Origin of the sequence: Acinetobacter sp. P1332 (genome assembly GCF_044057475.1) — a bacterium.
GTDB classification, from domain to species: domain Bacteria; phylum Pseudomonadota; class Gammaproteobacteria; order Pseudomonadales; family Moraxellaceae; genus Acinetobacter; species Acinetobacter johnsonii.
In genome coordinates this window covers 2,375,842-2,392,749 of record NZ_CP171157.1, presented here as the reverse complement: position 1 = coordinate 2,392,749, position 16,908 = coordinate 2,375,842, and the positions used below count along the sequence as shown (strand labels likewise).

Annotated in this window: 17 protein-coding genes; 10 read left to right on the top strand and 7 right to left on the bottom strand. The window is 40.3% G+C overall.

The annotated features are described in order from the left end of the window. Window positions 1–27: 27 nt before the first annotated feature. The 4 genes from oxyR to rubA form a co-directional block, all read right to left on the bottom strand. Entirely contained in the window at window positions 28–930 is a 903-nt protein-coding gene (gene oxyR, locus ACFN7Z_RS11750) for a LysR family transcriptional regulator OxyR (protein ID WP_004981021.1), read from the bottom strand. Window positions 931–943: 13 nt separating this feature from the next. Then, window positions 944–1,882, bottom strand: coding sequence for an alpha/beta fold hydrolase (locus tag ACFN7Z_RS11745; RefSeq protein ID WP_010326263.1), 939 nt, complete (start codon window positions 1,880–1,882; stop codon window positions 944–946). Between the two features lie 57 nt (window positions 1,883–1,939). Then, window positions 1,940–3,118 (bottom strand): NAD(P)/FAD-dependent oxidoreductase, encoded by a 1,179-nt coding sequence (locus ACFN7Z_RS11740; protein ID WP_010326264.1) that lies wholly within the window; start codon window positions 3,116–3,118, stop codon window positions 1,940–1,942. A 68-nt stretch (window positions 3,119–3,186) separates the two neighbouring features. Beyond that, window positions 3,187–3,351, bottom strand: a complete 165-nt coding sequence (gene rubA / locus ACFN7Z_RS11735) for a rubredoxin RubA (RefSeq protein WP_004694381.1) — start codon at window positions 3,349–3,351, stop codon at window positions 3,187–3,189. 514 nt (window positions 3,352–3,865) lie between these two features. On the opposite strand from rubA, the gene ACFN7Z_RS11730 reads away from it, so the two are divergent. Then, window positions 3,866–4,408, top strand: coding sequence for an adenine phosphoribosyltransferase (locus tag ACFN7Z_RS11730; RefSeq protein ID WP_010326265.1), 543 nt, complete (start codon window positions 3,866–3,868; stop codon window positions 4,406–4,408). A gap of 36 nt (window positions 4,409–4,444) precedes the next feature. Here ACFN7Z_RS11730 and ACFN7Z_RS11725 read toward each other — a convergent pair whose 3' ends face one another. After that, window positions 4,445–4,951 (bottom strand): YqiA/YcfP family alpha/beta fold hydrolase, encoded by a 507-nt coding sequence (locus ACFN7Z_RS11725; protein WP_010326266.1) that lies wholly within the window; start codon window positions 4,949–4,951, stop codon window positions 4,445–4,447. Between the two features lie 277 nt (window positions 4,952–5,228). Between ACFN7Z_RS11725 and lysS the strand changes: the two genes are divergently transcribed. Then, on the top strand, window positions 5,229–6,755 hold the full coding sequence (lysS, locus tag ACFN7Z_RS11720) for a lysine--tRNA ligase (protein WP_010326267.1): 1,527 nt from the start codon (window positions 5,229–5,231) through the stop codon (window positions 6,753–6,755). A gap of 139 nt (window positions 6,756–6,894) precedes the next feature. Continuing rightward, entirely contained in the window at window positions 6,895–8,340 is a 1,446-nt protein-coding gene (locus tag ACFN7Z_RS11715) for a capsule assembly Wzi family protein (RefSeq protein WP_010326268.1), read from the top strand. Window positions 8,341–8,604: 264 nt separating this feature from the next. On the opposite strand, the gene ACFN7Z_RS11710 is transcribed toward ACFN7Z_RS11715, so the two are convergent. Continuing rightward, window positions 8,605–9,537: an IS5-like element ISAha1 family transposase gene (locus ACFN7Z_RS11710; protein ID WP_004637176.1), complete on the bottom strand. Its 933-nt coding sequence runs from the start codon at window positions 9,535–9,537 to the stop codon at window positions 8,605–8,607. 335 nt (window positions 9,538–9,872) lie between these two features. Here ACFN7Z_RS11710 and cysD point away from each other — a divergent pair, with 335 nt between their 5' ends. From cysD to ACFN7Z_RS11695, 3 genes are all read left to right on the top strand, one after another. Then, the gene (cysD, locus tag ACFN7Z_RS11705) at window positions 9,873–10,787 is read left to right on the top strand and encodes a sulfate adenylyltransferase subunit CysD (RefSeq protein ID WP_004694369.1); all 915 of its coding nucleotides are present in this window, start codon (window positions 9,873–9,875) and stop codon (window positions 10,785–10,787) included. Window positions 10,788–10,927: 140 nt separating this feature from the next. After that, window positions 10,928–12,544: a sulfate adenylyltransferase subunit CysN gene (gene cysN / locus ACFN7Z_RS11700; RefSeq protein ID WP_058952092.1), complete on the top strand. Its 1,617-nt coding sequence runs from the start codon at window positions 10,928–10,930 to the stop codon at window positions 12,542–12,544. A 142-nt stretch (window positions 12,545–12,686) separates the two neighbouring features. After that, window positions 12,687–12,959, top strand: a complete 273-nt coding sequence (locus tag ACFN7Z_RS11695) for a hypothetical protein (protein WP_010326271.1) — start codon at window positions 12,687–12,689, stop codon at window positions 12,957–12,959. 119 nt (window positions 12,960–13,078) lie between these two features. Here the strand turns inward: ACFN7Z_RS11695 and ACFN7Z_RS11690 are convergent, their stop codons facing one another. Then, the gene (locus ACFN7Z_RS11690) at window positions 13,079–14,242 is read right to left on the bottom strand and encodes a sterol desaturase family protein (RefSeq protein ID WP_010326272.1); all 1,164 of its coding nucleotides are present in this window, start codon (window positions 14,240–14,242) and stop codon (window positions 13,079–13,081) included. A 239-nt stretch (window positions 14,243–14,481) separates the two neighbouring features. Here ACFN7Z_RS11690 and ACFN7Z_RS11685 point away from each other — a divergent pair, with 239 nt between their 5' ends. From ACFN7Z_RS11685 to ACFN7Z_RS11670, 4 genes are all read left to right on the top strand, one after another. Beyond that, window positions 14,482–15,003, top strand: a complete 522-nt coding sequence (locus tag ACFN7Z_RS11685; protein ID WP_010326273.1) for a PadR family transcriptional regulator — start codon at window positions 14,482–14,484, stop codon at window positions 15,001–15,003. 9 nt (window positions 15,004–15,012) lie between these two features. Continuing rightward, complete coding sequence (locus ACFN7Z_RS11680) at window positions 15,013–15,321, top strand: DUF3861 domain-containing protein (RefSeq protein ID WP_010326274.1); 309 nt, start codon at window positions 15,013–15,015, stop codon at window positions 15,319–15,321. Between the two features lie 22 nt (window positions 15,322–15,343). Continuing rightward, window positions 15,344–15,604 (top strand): DUF2798 domain-containing protein, encoded by a 261-nt coding sequence (locus ACFN7Z_RS11675; protein ID WP_159151856.1) that lies wholly within the window; start codon window positions 15,344–15,346, stop codon window positions 15,602–15,604. Between the two features lie 220 nt (window positions 15,605–15,824). Beyond that, window positions 15,825–16,817, top strand: a complete 993-nt coding sequence (locus ACFN7Z_RS11670; protein ID WP_058952091.1) for an NAD(P)H-quinone oxidoreductase — start codon at window positions 15,825–15,827, stop codon at window positions 16,815–16,817. Window positions 16,818–16,908: the final 91 nt, after the last annotated feature.

Genomic DNA, 16,908 nt, shown 5'->3' with positions numbered 1-16,908 from the left:
ACTCCTTTTTTATGCACTAAAATAAGCTTAGTGTAGATCTTGAGTAATTTTTTGCAGGATTTGTAATAGCACATCAAATTCGCTTTGTAGCGGAGTGCTTTTACGTGTCACCAAAGCCAAGATACGACTTGGAGCAGCTTCAATTTGTTTGACCATTAAATCTGGATTCGCTTTAATCATATTGGTATGAATTGCGATTTCAGGTAATAAAGTAAAACCAAGATCAGCCGATACCATTTCCACAAGGGTCGGTAAAGAACTCGCTTTTAAACGATGATCGTTTTTACGCTCACCAATAGGGCAGGCACTTAGAGTGTGGTCACGTAAGCAGTGGCCTTCTTCAAGCAACATTAAACGCGAAAGGTCTAAGTCGTCTAGCGATTTGGCTTGGCTTGCGATATCTGATTTATTGCAGACCAAAAACAAACTTTCTTTTGCGACTTCAGCAACTTTTAAGCCACGTGTATCAAAAGGTAGAGCCAAAACGACCATGTCTAAATTGCCATGTTCGAGTTTTTCTACAATTTTCTCACTTTGCGCTTCGTGTAAATGTAGTTGAATTTTAGGGAGTTGCTTATGCACTTCATCTAACAATTGCGCCAGAATAAATGGCGCAATGGTTGGAATAACACCTAGATGTAAATCACCAGTTAAAGGCTCGCTCATTTCTCGGCTTAAACGCATCAGGTCTTGAGCATCTGCCAGTAGAACACGAGCACGAGCAACGACTTGCTCGCCTAGAGGAGTTAAGCGCACATTTTGGCGATCACGCTCTACAAGTACGCCACCGAGTAGGCGTTCAAGCTCCATAATCCCGCCCGACAAAGTCGATTGGGTTACAAATGAACGGCGTGCAGCTTCAGTAAAATGCAGCGTTTCTGACAGTGTAACGAGATATGACAGCTGTCTTAAGGATGGTAATGCAGCCATAGTGTCCTAATGATTATAATTTAAAGTGTTGTGCAAATAATTCGCTAAGATTTGGAATGAAGTGAGGTGGGATATCATGCCCCATTCCATCAATTAATTCAAATTTAGCACCCATAATTGCCTTTGCAACGGCCTTTCCGTGACTAGGCGGGAGTAAACGGTCTCGCGAACCGTGCACCACAAGGGTCGGTTGTTGAATCTGTTTGTCCAGTTGCAATAAAGAACCTGTACATAATATTGCTAAAAACTGTTGAAGTACACCCGCAGGGTAATAACTTCGGCGATATAATTTGCGAGAAGTCTGAATTGACTCGATTGGATTGTGATAATCAGGTGAGCCAATAAGCTTAAACACTTTCAAAGAATGGCTTACAATCCCTTCTTCATCGGTCGATTCAGGTCGACCAATTAGACTAAAGAGTTGCTTTGGAAAAGGCGGTGGCAGTAAAGGTTGGTTGTTACTGGTGAACATTAAGCCGAGCTTTTTGACCTTCTGTGGATGACGCGCTGCTAGAATTTGCCCAATCATACCGCCCATGGATGCGCCAATCACATAGCTTTCATCTAAACCTAAACGGTCTAAAAGTAGTGCCACATCGTCAGCCATGTCGTATAAGTCATAAGGTGCACCACGGTTATCTAAACCTAAAGCAAAACGCCCCATCAGTTTGAGGGTGTTTAAGCGTGGACCTTGATGTTTAATTTTTGAAGATAAACCAATATCTCTGTTATCAAAGCGAATGATACGGAACCCTTGATCAATCAGAGATTTACAGAAGAAATCAGGCCAAAATAACAGCTGTGCTCCTAAGCCCATGATCAAAACAATGGTCGGATGATGGTCTTCGCCACCGATTTCGACATGGAGTTCAATACCATTGCCTAAGTCGACTTTGGTTTCGCGCATGAAAGAGGTATAGGGTGAAAGATTATATTGGAGTGCGCTATTCATTATTGTAATCCTCACATAAAGGACATCTATTGTTATAAATGTCCTTTTATTTAAACTCTAAACCTGTGCTGGAATCAAGTCTGGAACCAGTTTTGTTAATGCTAAACGTTGTTTCGCTGCGGTTGCACCGAGCAGTACGAAGCCGCGAAGTGTACCTTGACTGTCTAGGGCTTTGGCAATCATGCCATCGTCTAATTCCTCAGTTTCCCAGTTCACCTCTGCATCGATTGGCGCAGGCAAAACAGTGAGCGGCGCAGCGGGTGTTTTAACTGCTACAGGCATAGCAGGGTAATGCACCGCAGTGGTCTCGCCATTTAATGTTTTGGCTAAAGCGCGTGCTTGTTGCATGATTGGCATCACATAAGGTAGCAAGAGTCCATTGACTTCAGCACAATCTCCTACGGCGTAGATATGCGGTTGATTCGTCTCAAGTTGTGCATTGGTCAAAATGCCACGACTGGTTTGAATACCTGCTTCTTTTGCAAGGGAAATGTTTGGTTGTAGACCAATCGCAGATAAGACTACATCTGCGACTAAAGACTGACCATTGGCTAAGGTCACAACATAGTCACCATTTTCAATTTTAGACACTTTTTCAACTGTGGTGCCAAGGACAAAATGAATACCCGTTGCCTCAAGGTTTTCTTTAAAGGCACTTGAAACATGCGCTGGCAATAAACGGCCCAAAGGCTGGTTTGCCAAGTCGATAACGGTAGCTTGATGACCTGTATGTTGTAAATCATTGGCAAATTCGCAACCGATAAGACCTGCACCTAAAATGACTACACGTTTGTCTGCACGCTTTTCAAGTTTTGCGCGGAAGGTTTTATAGTCGTCTAGATTGTTTACAACTTGAATGTCAGTACTTCCATCGCCCGCAATGGCTAAGCGAATTGGGTTTGCTCCTACCGCTAAAACCAATTGAGAGTAGGGCTGTGTAGATTCAGCGCCATCTTTAATAACGGTTAACTGCTGTTGTTCAGTATGAATCTCTTTCACCCAAGTATGCGTGGCAATTTGCATTTTCAGTTGTGTTGCCATTTTCTCTGTATCACCCAAAGCAATCTGTTCAGGCGCTTTGTTGGCAACAAAGGCATTGGACAATGTTGGTTTGGCATAATTAGTCGCATCATCTGCACATAGCATAAGCAGCTCTTGTTCAGGGTTCAGCTTGCGAAATTCACGTGCTACAGCATAGCCTGCCATACCTGAGCCAATGATGACGATGGGATGCATAAGGTTCTCCAGAGATTATTTTAAAGACGTAAAAAAAGACCATGCTGCATGGTCTTTAACACTATGAATTAGATTTCAACCATTTCAAAATCGATTTTTGACACGCCACAATCTGGGCAAGTCCAATCGTCAGGGATATCGTCCCATTTCGTTCCCGCCACGATGCCATCTTGTGGCCAACCTTCTGCTTCGTCATAAATCCATCCACAAACGATGCATTGATACTTCTTCATTTGACTCTCCAAAACGCTGAACAAGAAAGGGTTCAGTAAAATAATCCATTACGCAAGCTGCTACTCATCTGAGTGGTTAGCATACTTCGCTAATCTAAATTTTTACGCAGTTCTAATACGAATGTAAAGTAAATATCGGAGTTTAATGATTGAATCTATCGGCTAAAAGCGATGATCAGGACAAAACGTATCATTTAAAACCAGATCGCGTTTTGCGAATGTGTGAAGGTTATAGATAATTACATCTAAAAAAGATGCGTTTTTTCAGTCAGCTAGCCTTATAAAATTATTGATGTATAGACTAAGGTCGTGCTGTAAACTCAAAGTTAAATTGCTATTTTAATATTGAGTGTATCTATACCTAATATTTATTAAATAAATGATTTAATTGAAAACAATAACTTACATAAATATTTTGGTTGTTCAGTCGGCTGCATAGCCAGTGCTTGACTGTTTTTTTAACAGATAAAGCTGTAAAATTCATCTATTCCTTTTCAAATTTTATTGATCTCCTATGAACAACTTGTCTACAACGTTGTGGTCGCACATTCGTACGGTCCAAGATTTTCCAAAACCTGGGATTTGCTTCTTCGATTTAACCCCATTGTTTATGAGCAATATTGAGCCTTTAACCGACGCGTTAATTGCAAGTATTCCTGCTGAGCAGTTGGCGGAAGTAGATAGTTTTGTTGCTGTAGAAGCGCGTGGTTTTGTGCTTGCGAGCTTATTGGCACAACGTTTAGGTAAAGGTTTATTGTTGGTACGTAAAGCAGGCAAGCTGCCACCACCGGTGGTGGGTGTCGGTTATAGTTTGGAATATGGATTAGACCGCTTAGAAATGTCAGCCAATACTCCATCGCAAAAAGTGATTATTGTAGATGACGTTTTAGCGACAGGTGGGACATTAAAAGCCGTTAATCAGCTGGTGGCAAAATGTAATCATGAAGTGCTCGGTGCCAGTATTTTTCTTGATTTGCCTGATTTGCATACTGACTTAGGTTTAAAGATTTGGTCAGTATTAGATGACAAATCAAAACCAGAATCTGTTGCGGCATAAGCAGATAAAAAAGCCTTGGGACATCCAAGGCTTTTTTTATTTATATAAATATTGTTGTTCTAAATGTTCAATCAGTTGATTAATATTTTCAGGTTTAAGTAGTCGGTGATGTCCGCCTTCAACCGCTTGAATCAACATGTAATTTTCTAAAATTTCCTGTGCCGCGTACATATCGATTAATTCATCTCCCAGCTCCAAGTAGGCCACTTGCGGCACATTGTGATCTAAGTCAGTATCATTAATGCTCGGGTAATCATCGCGAAAGTCAGGGGCTAAACGTGGGTTGGCAATCACACATGGAATTTGATGCAGCAGCGACATTTTCAATGCCCAATACGCACCAATACAATGTCCAACAATAATTTCAGGTTTTATTTTTTCAATAATATCGTCGTAGAAACTGGCTACGGTAGAAAAATTGAGATAGCGATAATCGATATCGATACAAAATTTCTGCTTTGCATCAATGGCATGGAACTTAGTGGACTCGCGTGAGGAGTCTAATCCATGCAAAAACAAAATTTTAGATTCGCATCTGCTCATGATTTATCATTCAATTAAAAAACTAAATTATTTTATGAGTGGAGAAAAGTTTACTTTTCCACGATTTATAATGTCCATTGTAGAGGGATTGATCGTGAAATGAAGTTAGCTTTTGGTCTAAGAAATAGACAGAACTTTTATACAGAGGGCGTCTTAGCTCTGAAATAAACAGGATGTATACTTTTTTATATATCGCGTGGTTTTTGATGATGCTCATTCGTCTGGAATTCTGCTATGCTATGCAACTTCCGTTTTTTAATACATATACGAGGCAGAGATGACGCAACAAAACGCTCAATCGACTTCTGAACAAGCCATTTCCGAAAACGATTTAATTGCACAGCGTCATGCCAAGTTAAAGCAGATTGAAGATCAAGCCAAACAAACGGGCACTAGCCCATGGCCAAACACCTTTAAACGTGAACATTATGCTCAAGACTTACAAGATCAATTTGCAGACAAAAGCAAAGAAGAAATTGAAGCAGCAGAGCATGTTTATGTGTCTGTAGCGGGTCGTGTGATGTTGAACCGCGGTTCATTCATCGTGATCCAAGATATGACGGGTCGTATCCAGTTATATGTAGCGCGTAAAGAGTTAGCACCAGAAACCTTAGAAACCATTAAGAGCTTAGATCTTGGCGATATTATCGCGGTGAAAGGTTATATTGGTCGTTCTGGTAAAGGTGACCTTTATGTGCATATCGAACATTTTGAGCTTTTAACCAAGTCGCTTCGCCCACTTCCAGATAAATTCCACGGTTTAAACGATACTGAAGTTAAATATCGTAAGCGTTATCTTGACCTGATTGTGAACGAAGAAACACGTAAGACTTTTGAAATCCGTGCCAAAGTGGTTTCAGGCATTCGTGCATTTTTAACTGAAAAGCGCTTCATGGAAGTAGAAACACCGATGATGCATGTGATTCCAGGTGGAGCATCAGCGCGTCCATTTGAAACGCATCATAATGCTTTGGATATGCCACTTTTCTTACGTATCGCGCCTGAGCTTTACTTAAAGCGTTTGGTTGTTGGTGGTTTTGAGCGTGTGTTTGAAATTAACCGTAACTTCCGTAACGAAGGTGTTTCGACGCGTCATAACCCAGAATTCACCATGATTGAATTCTATCAAGCTTATGCAGACTATAAAGACTTGATGGAACTTACCGAAAATATGCTTGAGCGTTTAGCGCTGGACATTTTGGGTTCAACCGATGTGCCTTATGGTGAAGAAGTGTATAGCTTCAAAGGCCCATTCAAGAAAATTTCAATGTTTGATGCCATTCTTGCACACAACCCACAGTTCACGCCTGAAAATGTCAATGACCGTGAATTCTTGGCAAAATTTGTGCAAGAAGAGCTGAAAGAACAGGTAAAACCAGGTTTTGGTCTGGGTAAACTTCAAACCATCGTATTTGAAGAAACTGTTGAAACTCAGCTACGTCAACCGACTTTCATTACAGAATATCCTGCTGAAACATCGCCATTGGCACGTCGTAATGATCATAACCCACACATTACGGACCGTTTTGAGTTCTTTATTGGTGGCCGTGAACTTGCGAATGGTTTCTCAGAGTTGAATGACCCGATTGACCAAGCCGAACGTTTCCAAGCTCAGGTTTCAGAAAAAGACGCAGGTGATGATGAAGCAATGCACTACGATGCAGACTTTGTTGAAGCACTTGAGTACGGCTTACCGCCGACAGCGGGTGAGGGTATTGGTATTGACCGTTTAGTTATGTTATTCGCTAATGCAGCAAGTATTCGTGATGTGATTCTGTTCCCACACATGCGTCATAAAAACTAAGTTTGATCTGAACATAAAAAGCCCGCATTCATTGCGGGTTTTTTTTGATCTTTACAACATTACTAAATAGAAAAGCTTGTAAAAAAGAGATAAAAAAAATAAGGTAACACTTAGCTTTAAGTCCTGAGAATAAAACGGAATGTTTCTAAAAAAAACACTTGCAATCGCTGTGCTAATGGGTGCAACAACGAGTATCTTTGCTCAAGGTCTCGTTTTAAATGATCAAAATTTAAGAACAGATCTAAACTGGTTAAATCAGCAGGGTGTGATTCAAATTAGCACATCTACATGGCCAATGAGCGGTGATGAAATTCAAAGAGTATTGTCTCAGGCTAAAGTTGCGACTCCTGCTCAGCAAAAAGTTATTGAGTCAGTGCGAGCTCATCTCGATCGTGAGAACGCGATGTTTAAAGCACGCTTATTTGCAGAGAGTGATCAAAAGGAAATTCCTCAAGCTTTTGGTGATCAAGAAAAAGCACAGTACCAAGCAGGTTTGGAATTTAATGCTGGTGGTGAAAATTGGGATATTCGCCTTAGAGTGAATGGAGAAAAAGACCCACAAATTGACAACGATCAAGAAGTTAATGTTGAAGGATCTTACATAGCTGGAAAATTGTGGAATCAATGGTTGATTGCTGGTCAGATACCAACATATTGGGGGCCAGGTCATGATGGGAGTCTTTTACGAGGTGATGCGAGCCGCCCAGTCTATGGCTTTACCGCTCAGCGCGCAGATCAATCAGCTTTTGAAACAAAATGGTTGTCATGGATTGGTCCGTGGCAATATCAAGCATTTGCAGGTCAATTAGATGACTATTCTGCTGTACCTGATGCTAAATTAGTGGGTCTACGTCTTACGGCACAACCTTTACCTTATTTAGAATTAGGCGCTTCACGTGCTTTTCAGTGGGGGGGCGAGGGACGACCAGAAAGTTTTAGCTCATTCTGGGATGCTATGATTGGAAACAAGGATAACGGTGGTACAGGAGAACCTGATCCGTCTAATCAGGTTGCAGGATTTGATGCTCGATTGAATTTTCAGCAGTTGTTGAGTGTACCTATGAGTCTGTATGGACAATATGTAGGTGAGGATGAGGCTGGTGGATTACCTTCTAAAAAAATGTATCTTGCTGGCGTAGATTATTCGTCATCTTTTAAAAACATGCCATATCAACTTTATACAGAATGGGCTGATACTCGTACCAACCGTGACGCGTTAGGGGTTTCATATAATCATTCAACTTATACCGATGGTTATTACCAACATGGTTTCCCATTGGGGCATGCTATGGGTGGTGATGGTGAAATGGTATCTTTGGGTGGTGATATTCGATTCGATGCAATGAACCGTCTAAATGGTCGATTATTATTTGCAAAGGTTAATCAATCTGGCCGTATTACCAATGCAGCCTTTCCTGAAACAGATGATATTAAAGCTATCGATTTAACTTGGTCACATTACTTAAGTCCATTTGTACCAATCAAAATTAATGGTTGGTTCAGCGATTCTGATTTACATGGTAATGATGCTGGTGCATCGATTGGTATAGAAATACCTTTGGATAAACGCGTTTTTCATTATTAATATTTGAGAGTGATAGAACCCGCATTTATTGCGGGTTTTTATGTTTTACGGATTAATCTCGAAGTAATTGGAATCCAAATTTTTGGTTATCATGTTGATATATAAAATCAACAAGCTGGTCTGTATTGAGTGTGCTTTTTAATACTCTAAGCTACGAGTTTGGTAAGTCATATACATAGAACCTCAATGAAACAGACTTTAGGTATTTGTAGGGCTTTGTTGCACAAACATTCAAAAGCTAAACTTCTTCCAAGTTATCTAAATTTAAGTGGCAACTTGGGTGTGAGGTCGGCCTAAATCTGTAAATTTATTTAATACGGCCACACGTGCATGAATCTCATTGACTTGGCTTTGAAAGTTTCTCGCACGGAGTTTATCGCCTAATAATTTGATGCAATGCATCTTGGTTTCTATCAGACTTCTGCGATGATAGCCTGACCAATTTTTCCATATTGTTCTTCCTAAACGTTTAACTGTTCGAAGTAATTCATTTCGCTCTAGCGAGCTGGTCTTTGTATCTTTCCAAGGTTTCGCATTTTTTCTTGGCGGAATCACCGCATGTGCTTGTCGGTCTGCAATTACTTGACGGCATTGCTTGGTGTCATAAGCCCCATCAGTATAGACAGAGTCAATCTGCTCATCTTGTGGAATCTGATCGAGTAAATCACCAAGCACTTGTGAATCACTCACATTATTTGTAGTGAGTTGAATAGCGCGTATTTGAAGGGTTTCAGCATCTATACCAATATGAAGTTTACGCCATTGGCGACGATATTCAGGTTGGTGTTTCTTACGCTTCCATTCACCTTCGCCTAGAAACTTTAAGCCAGTAGAATCGACGAGTAGCTGGAGACCATTACTGCTTTTTTGATAGTTAATTGCAATATCAATATGCTTTTGTCTTCTGCAGATGGTGGAATAGTCTGGTGCTGTCCAATCTAATCTACAAAGATGAATGAGACTTTGCACAAAGCCAGTGACCATGCGTAAAGAAAGACGAAATAAGGATTTGATCATTAAACAGCATTGGATGGCTGTATCTGAATAAGTTTGATTTCGACCATGTTTACCTTTGGGTTGAGCGTACCATTGAGTCTTGGGATCAAACCAAATTGAGAGATTTCCTCGATTTATTAATGCACTGTTATAAGAAGACCAATTGGTTGTACGATAGATTTTAGGTGTGGGCTTATTCATTTGAGAATTATATTGTGGAATAAGCCTTTAGAGATAGGTTTGTGCAACAAAGCCTATTTGTAGATGTATTACCTAGCAGAAAATTAGAGGAAAATCGAAGAGTGAATTGGTAAATAGGCTGAATACTTTGAATGAAGTTGATGTAATATTTGAGTTTATTTAGTGATATCTAATTATTGAATAAAACTTATAGGGCTTATCAATTTTGTTTTATATGAGGTTTTTGCATATAAATATAATAAAACAAGCAATAGTGTGTATAACTAAATCTTTATAATGAATATATATTTTTAAAAGTGTAATAAGTACACGATTTTTGTGAGTTGGTGCTGTCAATGTCATTAAATGAGGAAAGACTTACTCATCTTAAACAGCTTGAAGCTGAGAGTATTCATATTATCCGCGAAGTAGCTGCTGAGTTTGAAAACCCAGTAATGCTTTATTCTATTGGTAAGGATTCAGCAGTGATGCTGCATCTGGCGCTCAAAGCGTTCTATCCTGCCAAGCTTCCATTTCCGCTTCTACATGTCGATACGGGTTGGAAATTTAAAGACATGATTGCTTTCCGCGACAACATGGCAAAAACCCATGGTTTTGATTTGATCGTACATCAAAACAAAGAAGGGAAAGATGCGGGCATTAACCCATTTGACCATGGTAGCTCAAAATATACCGACATCATGAAAACTCAAGGCTTAAAACAAGCACTTGATAAATACGGTTTTGATGCGGCATTTGGTGGTGCACGTCGTGATGAAGAAAAATCACGTGCGAAAGAACGTGTCTATTCATTCCGTGACTCGAAACACCGTTGGGACCCAAAAAACCAACGTCCTGAACTTTGGAATCTTTACAACGGTAAAGTGAACAAAGGTGAAAGTATTCGTGTGTTCCCACTATCAAACTGGACTGAGCTTGATATTTGGCAATATATCTACTTGGAAAGCATTCCATTGGTTCCACTTTACTTAGCTGCAGAACGTCCTGTGGTTGAGCGTAGTGGCACCCTGATTATGGTTGATGATGAACGTATGCCTTTAAAAGAAGGCGAAGTTCCACAAATGAAATCGGTACGCTTCCGTACACTTGGTTGTTACCCACTTACGGGTGCAGTAGAGTCAACGGCAAATACCTTACCTGAAATTATCCAAGAAATGTTGCTTGCAACCAGCTCTGAACGTCAAGGTCGTATGATTGACCATGATGAAGCGGGCTCGATGGAGAAGAAAAAGCAAGAAGGTTATTTCTAAAATCTCCCTCTAGCCCCTCTTTAAAAAAGAGGGGGGAACTCCCGAAATAAATGGAGGAAAGTCCTCCTTTATCAAAGGGAGATTTAGAGGGATTAAAGAGATTAAAACCGATTTCTAAAGAATATGTGGAGTTTTGAGCAATGTCTCATCAATCAGAACTGATTAGCCAAGATATCTTGGGCTATCTAAAACAACATGAAAATAAAGACTTATTGCGTTTTCTGACTTGCGGGAACGTCGATGATGGTAAGTCAACTTTAATTGGTCGTTTGCTTTACGATTCAAAATTGATTTATGAAGATCAATTGCAAGCGGTGACTCGTGACTCTAAAAAAGTCGGTACGACAGGCGATGCACCTGACTTAGCACTCCTTGTAGATGGTCTACAAGCTGAACGTGAGCAGGGTATTACCATTGATGTTGCTTATCGTTATTTCTCAACTGAAAAACGTAAGTTCATCATTGCTGACACACCGGGACATGAGCAATATACGCGTAATATGGCAACGGGTGCGTCAACCTGTGATCTTGCGATTATCTTGATTGATGCGCGCTATGGTGTACAAACTCAGACGCGTCGCCATACGTATATTGCAAGCTTACTGGGCATTAAGAACATTATTGTTGCGATTAACAAAATGGACTTGGTTGAATTTTCTGAAGCGCGCTTCAATGAAATTCAGACGGAGTATGCAGGTTTTGTGGCGCAATTGGGTGACCGTAAGCCAAACAACATTATCTTTACGCCTATTTCAGCATTGAATGGTGATAACGTTGTCAATAAATCACCAAATACGCCATGGTATACAGGCGAAACGTTAATGGGTACGCTTGAGTCTGTGGAAATTAACCGCAGTTCAGTGACCAACGATTTTCGTTTCCCTGTGCAATATGTGAACCGTCCAAACCTCAACTTCCGTGGTTTCTGCGGTACAGTTGCGCTAGGTGATGTATCGGTAGGTGATAAAATCGTGGCTTTACCATCAGGCAAGTCGTCGACGGTTAAAGAAATCGTTACTTATGATGGGAACTTAGAGCGTGCCGTTGCAGGTCAAGCAGTAACGTTGACGCTGAATGACGAAATTGATATTTCGCGTGGTAACGTGCTTGTACGTGCGGATCAAGCTGCGCCAGAAATTTCACGTTCGGTCAATGCCACTGTGGTTTGGATGGCAGATCAACCGCTGGTGATTGGTAAGTTGTATAACTTAAAAGTGGGTACGCAAACTGTTCCTGCAAAAGTCACTGCAATTAACTACCGTACCAATGTCAATACATTGGAAAAGGTACAAGTCGATAGCCTTGAGCTGAATGCCATTGCTAATGTCACCGTTGAGTTTGATGCGCCTGTCGTATTTGATCGCTACCAAGACAGTCGTTATACAGGTTCGTTTATCTTCATCGACCGTTTAAACAACGTGACGATTGGTGCGGGTATGGTGGAAGAGTCTGTGGAATGGTCTGCGCATAGCAACCCTGTCACAGCGGAAGACCGTGCTGCACGTTTAGGTCAAAAACCTGCTGCGGTAACTGTCTCTGCGAAAGCTCTAGAAAATGCACAAGCACTTGAAAACTTGTTGATTCAACAAGGTGTAGTTGCGATTGCGAAAGCGGGTCTAACTGCTGATCAGGTTGCACTAGTACGTGAAACAGGTGTGGTTGTGGTGACTGACCTTGTCGACGGCACAGATGTCGCATTCACTCAAGATGCGGTTGAAGAGCTAGCTGATAAAATTGTTGAATTGGTTCGTCTATAAGAGATTGAGCTGATTTGAAGGAACCCACCGTAAGGTGGGTTTTTTATTTCTATTTTAGATGGATAAATATTATTCAAATAAATAATATGATATTTCAATAAAAATTCAGTGCTATAGAATGCCTCTTTTGTAGAGGGGTATTATGAAAAAAATATTATTATTTATTGGTTTAACTTTAACTTTTGCTGCTGATGCTAAACAGCCCACGCAAAGTGATGAAGCGATTAAGAAGGAAATTATTCAACAATCGATACAAGCGTATTCGGGAAATTGTCCTTGTACTTACAATACTGCAAGAAATGGAAGTCGGTGTGGTAAACGTAGTGCTTACAATCGAGTCGGTGGTGCTGCGCCACTGTGTTATCCAGAGGACGTGAGTGATCGTATGGTAAAAGAATTTAAAGGGCGAGCGTAATTTAAGTTCGATTTACAAGGCTTGGAAAATGAAAGAAAACCTGCGGAGATACAGGTTTTCGATTTTGGTGAGGGATTAGACAAGCTTTAATTATTGAGATTGTTAATCGATTGGTTTTGTTAGGAAGTCTCATTATCTTTATTTAAGCGCTTTTTCAGTTTATTCACATAACGTTTAAATGGCCACGTAAACTGCTTCACAAAACTGTTTGGAATTTTATAGCCGACTGTGCCATATACACTGGCCAAATGATTAGGCATATAAATCGATTTAAAAATCACGTCATAAAGTGGAATAAAGGCTGCATAATTTTTATCAATCGCAGGCTTTTCGGAAGAATGATGCCAGTGGTGAAACTCAGGTGTTGCGATCAGCCAGCGCAGATAGGGAAAGCGAAAACGCACGTTGGAGTGAATAAAAATGGCATGGAAAGAAATAAAGACTAAATAAGCAAAGACCGCAGACGTATGAAAACCTAACAAGAAAATTGGTAAGGTTGCGATAAAACGGGTCATTAACACTTCAACGATGTGTAAGCGTGAAGAGGCTAGCCAGTCCATTTGTTCCGTTGAATGGTGAATGGCATGAAAGCGCCATAAAAAATTCACTTCATGCATCGCACGGTGTAACCAATAGGTGGTGAAGTCCACCACGATCAATAGCTCAATAAACTGTAACCAAATTGGCTGTGCCTGCACATAAGGCACAATCGGGTTGTCGGGAATGTGCGTGATCCAATACTGAATAGGCATGACCGTTAAAAACGAAAAAAGCTGAATGCCAATATGGCTAAACATGAAATATTTCATGTCTGTGACCCAGCCAACGCGCAGAATTTTCTGTTCAGTGTTCTTTGCAAAGAATCCTTCAAGTGGGATAAAAACCAAAGCAAGGATGATTAAGGTAATAACGAAATAATCAAAACCTGCATAAAAGGGTAGGGCTGGCAATGTCGGTGCTTTGATCAGTCCACAGCCTAAAATAGCTGCTAAAATGGTGATACACAAACCATAAAAACCATATTTATTCTGTTTAATGATCGCACTATAGGTACCAAAGCCAGCACTGATTACAATGCCAAACAGTAAGGTATAGTAGAAAACATCATAGTGTTTGCTATATAGCGGGCGTAGCTCTGGTGTGGTGAGCACAGTGGGAAATAAAAAGCATAAAGCAGCAAAAATACCCAAAAAGCCTAAGGAAACAGAAAGAAATGCACTGATCTTGCCTTGCCCAGCATTGAGTTGTAGGTTTTCAAATTTTTTTCTGAGTTGATCTGTCATTTTAATTTAATTCTGAATTTTAGGAGTTTTGTCAGAGTTCACTTGAGGGGGAATGTGAAAACATAGGTTAAATTTTAGCGGTATTGCAACTGTTCAGCAATCTTATCTAAAAATATCAAGTAATCCTTCACGTTTATCCATTCGATCTTAAATTTTGATGTTCTATTTCAGGGCTTGAGGTTGCAATCATTAAAAAATTATTTAAGATATATCTTAATAATTTAAAGATGTATCTTTTTATGTCTAAAGCACAAAAAGTTGAACCCTTTGCTGATTTAGAGACAGCACCAGTGTTACGTAAACAGCGCCTATTTGAAGCGGGTCAGATGAAACTTTTAGCCTTACATCTCATTTCATTCGCGCCTAAATATGGCTATGACCTTATTAAAGAAGTGGGTGAAATTGTGGGAGGGGGCTATTGCCCAAGTGCAGGAACGATCTATCCAACCTTGAATTATTTGGAAGAGCAGCAGTTTGTTCAGGTCGCGTTAGATGATGCTGAGCGCAAGCAATACCGTATAACGGCCTTGGGTTTGAAGCATCTTGAGGTTGAGCAAGCAAGTGTGGAAAAGATCTTATCTCGTTTTGATACGCGTAAACAAATTCAAAATAATGAACAATATCTTGACATTAAACGTGCGATGGAAAACCTCAAAGCTTCCTTAAAGCTCAAGATACAACACAGTGAGCTGAGCGCTGAACAAATTCGTGTTATTGCAGAACAAATTGATCAAGCAGCGGTGAATATTGCACGTCTCTAGGAAAACAGAATGAAACAACATGCTTATGAAGTCACCCTCAAACACATTGCAGATGCTCAAGGCAACCCGTCGACCTATACCGATACTTTGAGTTTTAACAGCTATAACCACGACGATATTTTTAAAGTGTTACAGGTGATTCAAAACAGTCAAATGCTGGATGATGAAGCAGCGAAATCATTTGCTGTTGGTTTAAAGCTTTTTAGTGAGGTGATACTGGAGCATAAAAACCTTCCACTCTTTAAAGACTTTATGCCACATTTAGGGCAGTTTATGAAAGCTTTAAAACAAACCGTTAAAACGCAAAGCCAAAGCTAATTTTTATTTACTCAGGTCGATTATGTTCAACACGCTCCCCAAAATTCATATCAAACATTTAAATTGGTTAATGCCTTTATTGCTTTCCGGCCTGATGAGTGGTTCTATTTCTGGTTTTAACTTACTGCTAAATAAAGGCCTAGTGCATAATTTCTTCCATCTTTGGCTCAAAAGCTGGAGCTTATCTTGGTTGATTGCATTTCCTCTGATTATGGTATTTTTACCTTTGGTTCGTATATTTCTAATGCAGTTTGTATCTTTGCCTGATCAGCCACGCAACTGACATACCTGTGCTTTTCATTTGGCCCGAATCGTTCTAAGTAATGTTTGAGAGGGATGTCGAGAGCGGTCCCAGCTTGCTTTTTTTATCAATGATCAGCGCTATCACGCAGCAAAATAGTCTTCACACTATACATAAGTACGGTGTTCTTCATTTCAATTTATTTCTATGATCAAATAGGTCTATGAAACTTGAAAAATATCGCAAGAGTTAGGAATAAATCATGTCACAAACAACGATGCAACAGGTCATTATTACAGAGCCGGGTGGTGTGGATAAGCTGGCATATGAAACAGTGACTATCCCTGAAGCAAAAGCAGACGAGGTCTTGGTTAAGGTTCATGCGTTTGGTATTAACCGTCCAGATATTTTACAGCGTCAGGGTTTATATCCAATGCCGGCTGGGGTAACGCAAGTGCCAGGACTTGAGGTTGCAGGTGAGGTCGTTGCAATTGGAGCTGAAGTTACACAGTTTAAATTAGGCGATAAAGTTTGTGGTTTGACCAATGGTGGTGGTTATGCAGAGTATTGCGTGGTTCCACAAAGTCAAACTTTACATATTCCAGAAAATGTAAGCTTTGTGGAAGCGGCGGCTATTCCTGAAACTTTTTTCACGGTTTGGGCAAATGTGTTCCAAATGGGTAAAGCCAAAGCAGGGGAAGTGGTGTTGGTGCATGGCGGAACCAGTGGTATTGGCACCACGGCACTCATGCTATGTAAAGCATTGGGCATTAAAACCTTTGCAACCGTTGGCAGCGATGAAAAAGTACAAGCCATTGCAAATTTAACAGATGCCATCAATTATAAAACCCAAGACTTTGAACACGAGATCAATGAGAGAACGGAAAATGCTGGTGTTGATTTGATTTTAGATATGGTGGGTGCACCGTATTTGGAAAAGAATTTGAACTTGCTTCGCCGCGATGGACGTTTGGTTTATATTGCCTTTTTGGGTGGGGCAAAAGCCAAAGAGGTTAAGTTGGGGCAAATTATGATGAAGCGCTTAACCATCACAGGTTCGACCATGCGTGCACGAAATACGGCTGAGAAGGCTGAGATTGCACAAGGTTTACAAAATCATGTAGCACCGCTATGGGCCAAAGGTGAGTGCTTGCCAATGATTTATCAAACTTTTGATTTCGATCAGATTCAAGCAGCACATGCGTGCATGGATACGGGTGAGCACGTGGGTAAAATTGTGGTAAAAATTTTGTAATATTTCTATAGTATAAAAAATAGAGCTGACCTAGTGTCAGCTTTTTTTTGCCTAAAATTTTTCCAAAAAATAAAAATAATGTACTGAAAAT

What these genes read in the sequence shown, in the direction of transcription:
- oxyR (WP_004981021.1), bottom strand. Translation starts at nt 930, where the DNA reads ATGGCTGCATTACCATCCTTAAGACAGCTGTCATATCTCGTTACACTG.
- ACFN7Z_RS11745 (WP_010326263.1), bottom strand. Translation starts at nt 1,882, where the DNA reads ATGAATAGCGCACTCCAATATAATCTTTCACCCTATACCTCTTTCATG.
- ACFN7Z_RS11740 (WP_010326264.1), bottom strand. Translation starts at nt 3,118, where the DNA reads ATGCATCCCATCGTCATCATTGGCTCAGGTATGGCAGGCTATGCTGTA.
- rubA (WP_004694381.1), bottom strand. Translation starts at nt 3,351, where the DNA reads ATGAAGAAGTATCAATGCATCGTTTGTGGATGGATTTATGACGAAGCA.
- ACFN7Z_RS11730 (WP_010326265.1), top strand. Translation starts at nt 3,866, where the DNA reads ATGAACAACTTGTCTACAACGTTGTGGTCGCACATTCGTACGGTCCAA.
- ACFN7Z_RS11725 (WP_010326266.1), bottom strand. Translation starts at nt 4,951, where the DNA reads ATGAGCAGATGCGAATCTAAAATTTTGTTTTTGCATGGATTAGACTCC.
- lysS (WP_010326267.1), top strand. Translation starts at nt 5,229, where the DNA reads ATGACGCAACAAAACGCTCAATCGACTTCTGAACAAGCCATTTCCGAA.
- ACFN7Z_RS11715 (WP_010326268.1), top strand. Translation starts at nt 6,895, where the DNA reads ATGTTTCTAAAAAAAACACTTGCAATCGCTGTGCTAATGGGTGCAACA.
- ACFN7Z_RS11710 (WP_004637176.1), bottom strand. Translation starts at nt 9,537, where the DNA reads ATGAATAAGCCCACACCTAAAATCTATCGTACAACCAATTGGTCTTCT.
- cysD (WP_004694369.1), top strand. Translation starts at nt 9,873, where the DNA reads ATGTCATTAAATGAGGAAAGACTTACTCATCTTAAACAGCTTGAAGCT.
- cysN (WP_058952092.1), top strand. Translation starts at nt 10,928, where the DNA reads ATGTCTCATCAATCAGAACTGATTAGCCAAGATATCTTGGGCTATCTA.
- ACFN7Z_RS11695 (WP_010326271.1), top strand. Translation starts at nt 12,687, where the DNA reads ATGAAAAAAATATTATTATTTATTGGTTTAACTTTAACTTTTGCTGCT.
- ACFN7Z_RS11690 (WP_010326272.1), bottom strand. Translation starts at nt 14,242, where the DNA reads ATGACAGATCAACTCAGAAAAAAATTTGAAAACCTACAACTCAATGCT.
- ACFN7Z_RS11685 (WP_010326273.1), top strand. Translation starts at nt 14,482, where the DNA reads ATGTCTAAAGCACAAAAAGTTGAACCCTTTGCTGATTTAGAGACAGCA.
- ACFN7Z_RS11680 (WP_010326274.1), top strand. Translation starts at nt 15,013, where the DNA reads ATGAAACAACATGCTTATGAAGTCACCCTCAAACACATTGCAGATGCT.
- ACFN7Z_RS11675 (WP_159151856.1), top strand. Translation starts at nt 15,344, where the DNA reads ATGTTCAACACGCTCCCCAAAATTCATATCAAACATTTAAATTGGTTA.
- ACFN7Z_RS11670 (WP_058952091.1), top strand. Translation starts at nt 15,825, where the DNA reads ATGTCACAAACAACGATGCAACAGGTCATTATTACAGAGCCGGGTGGT.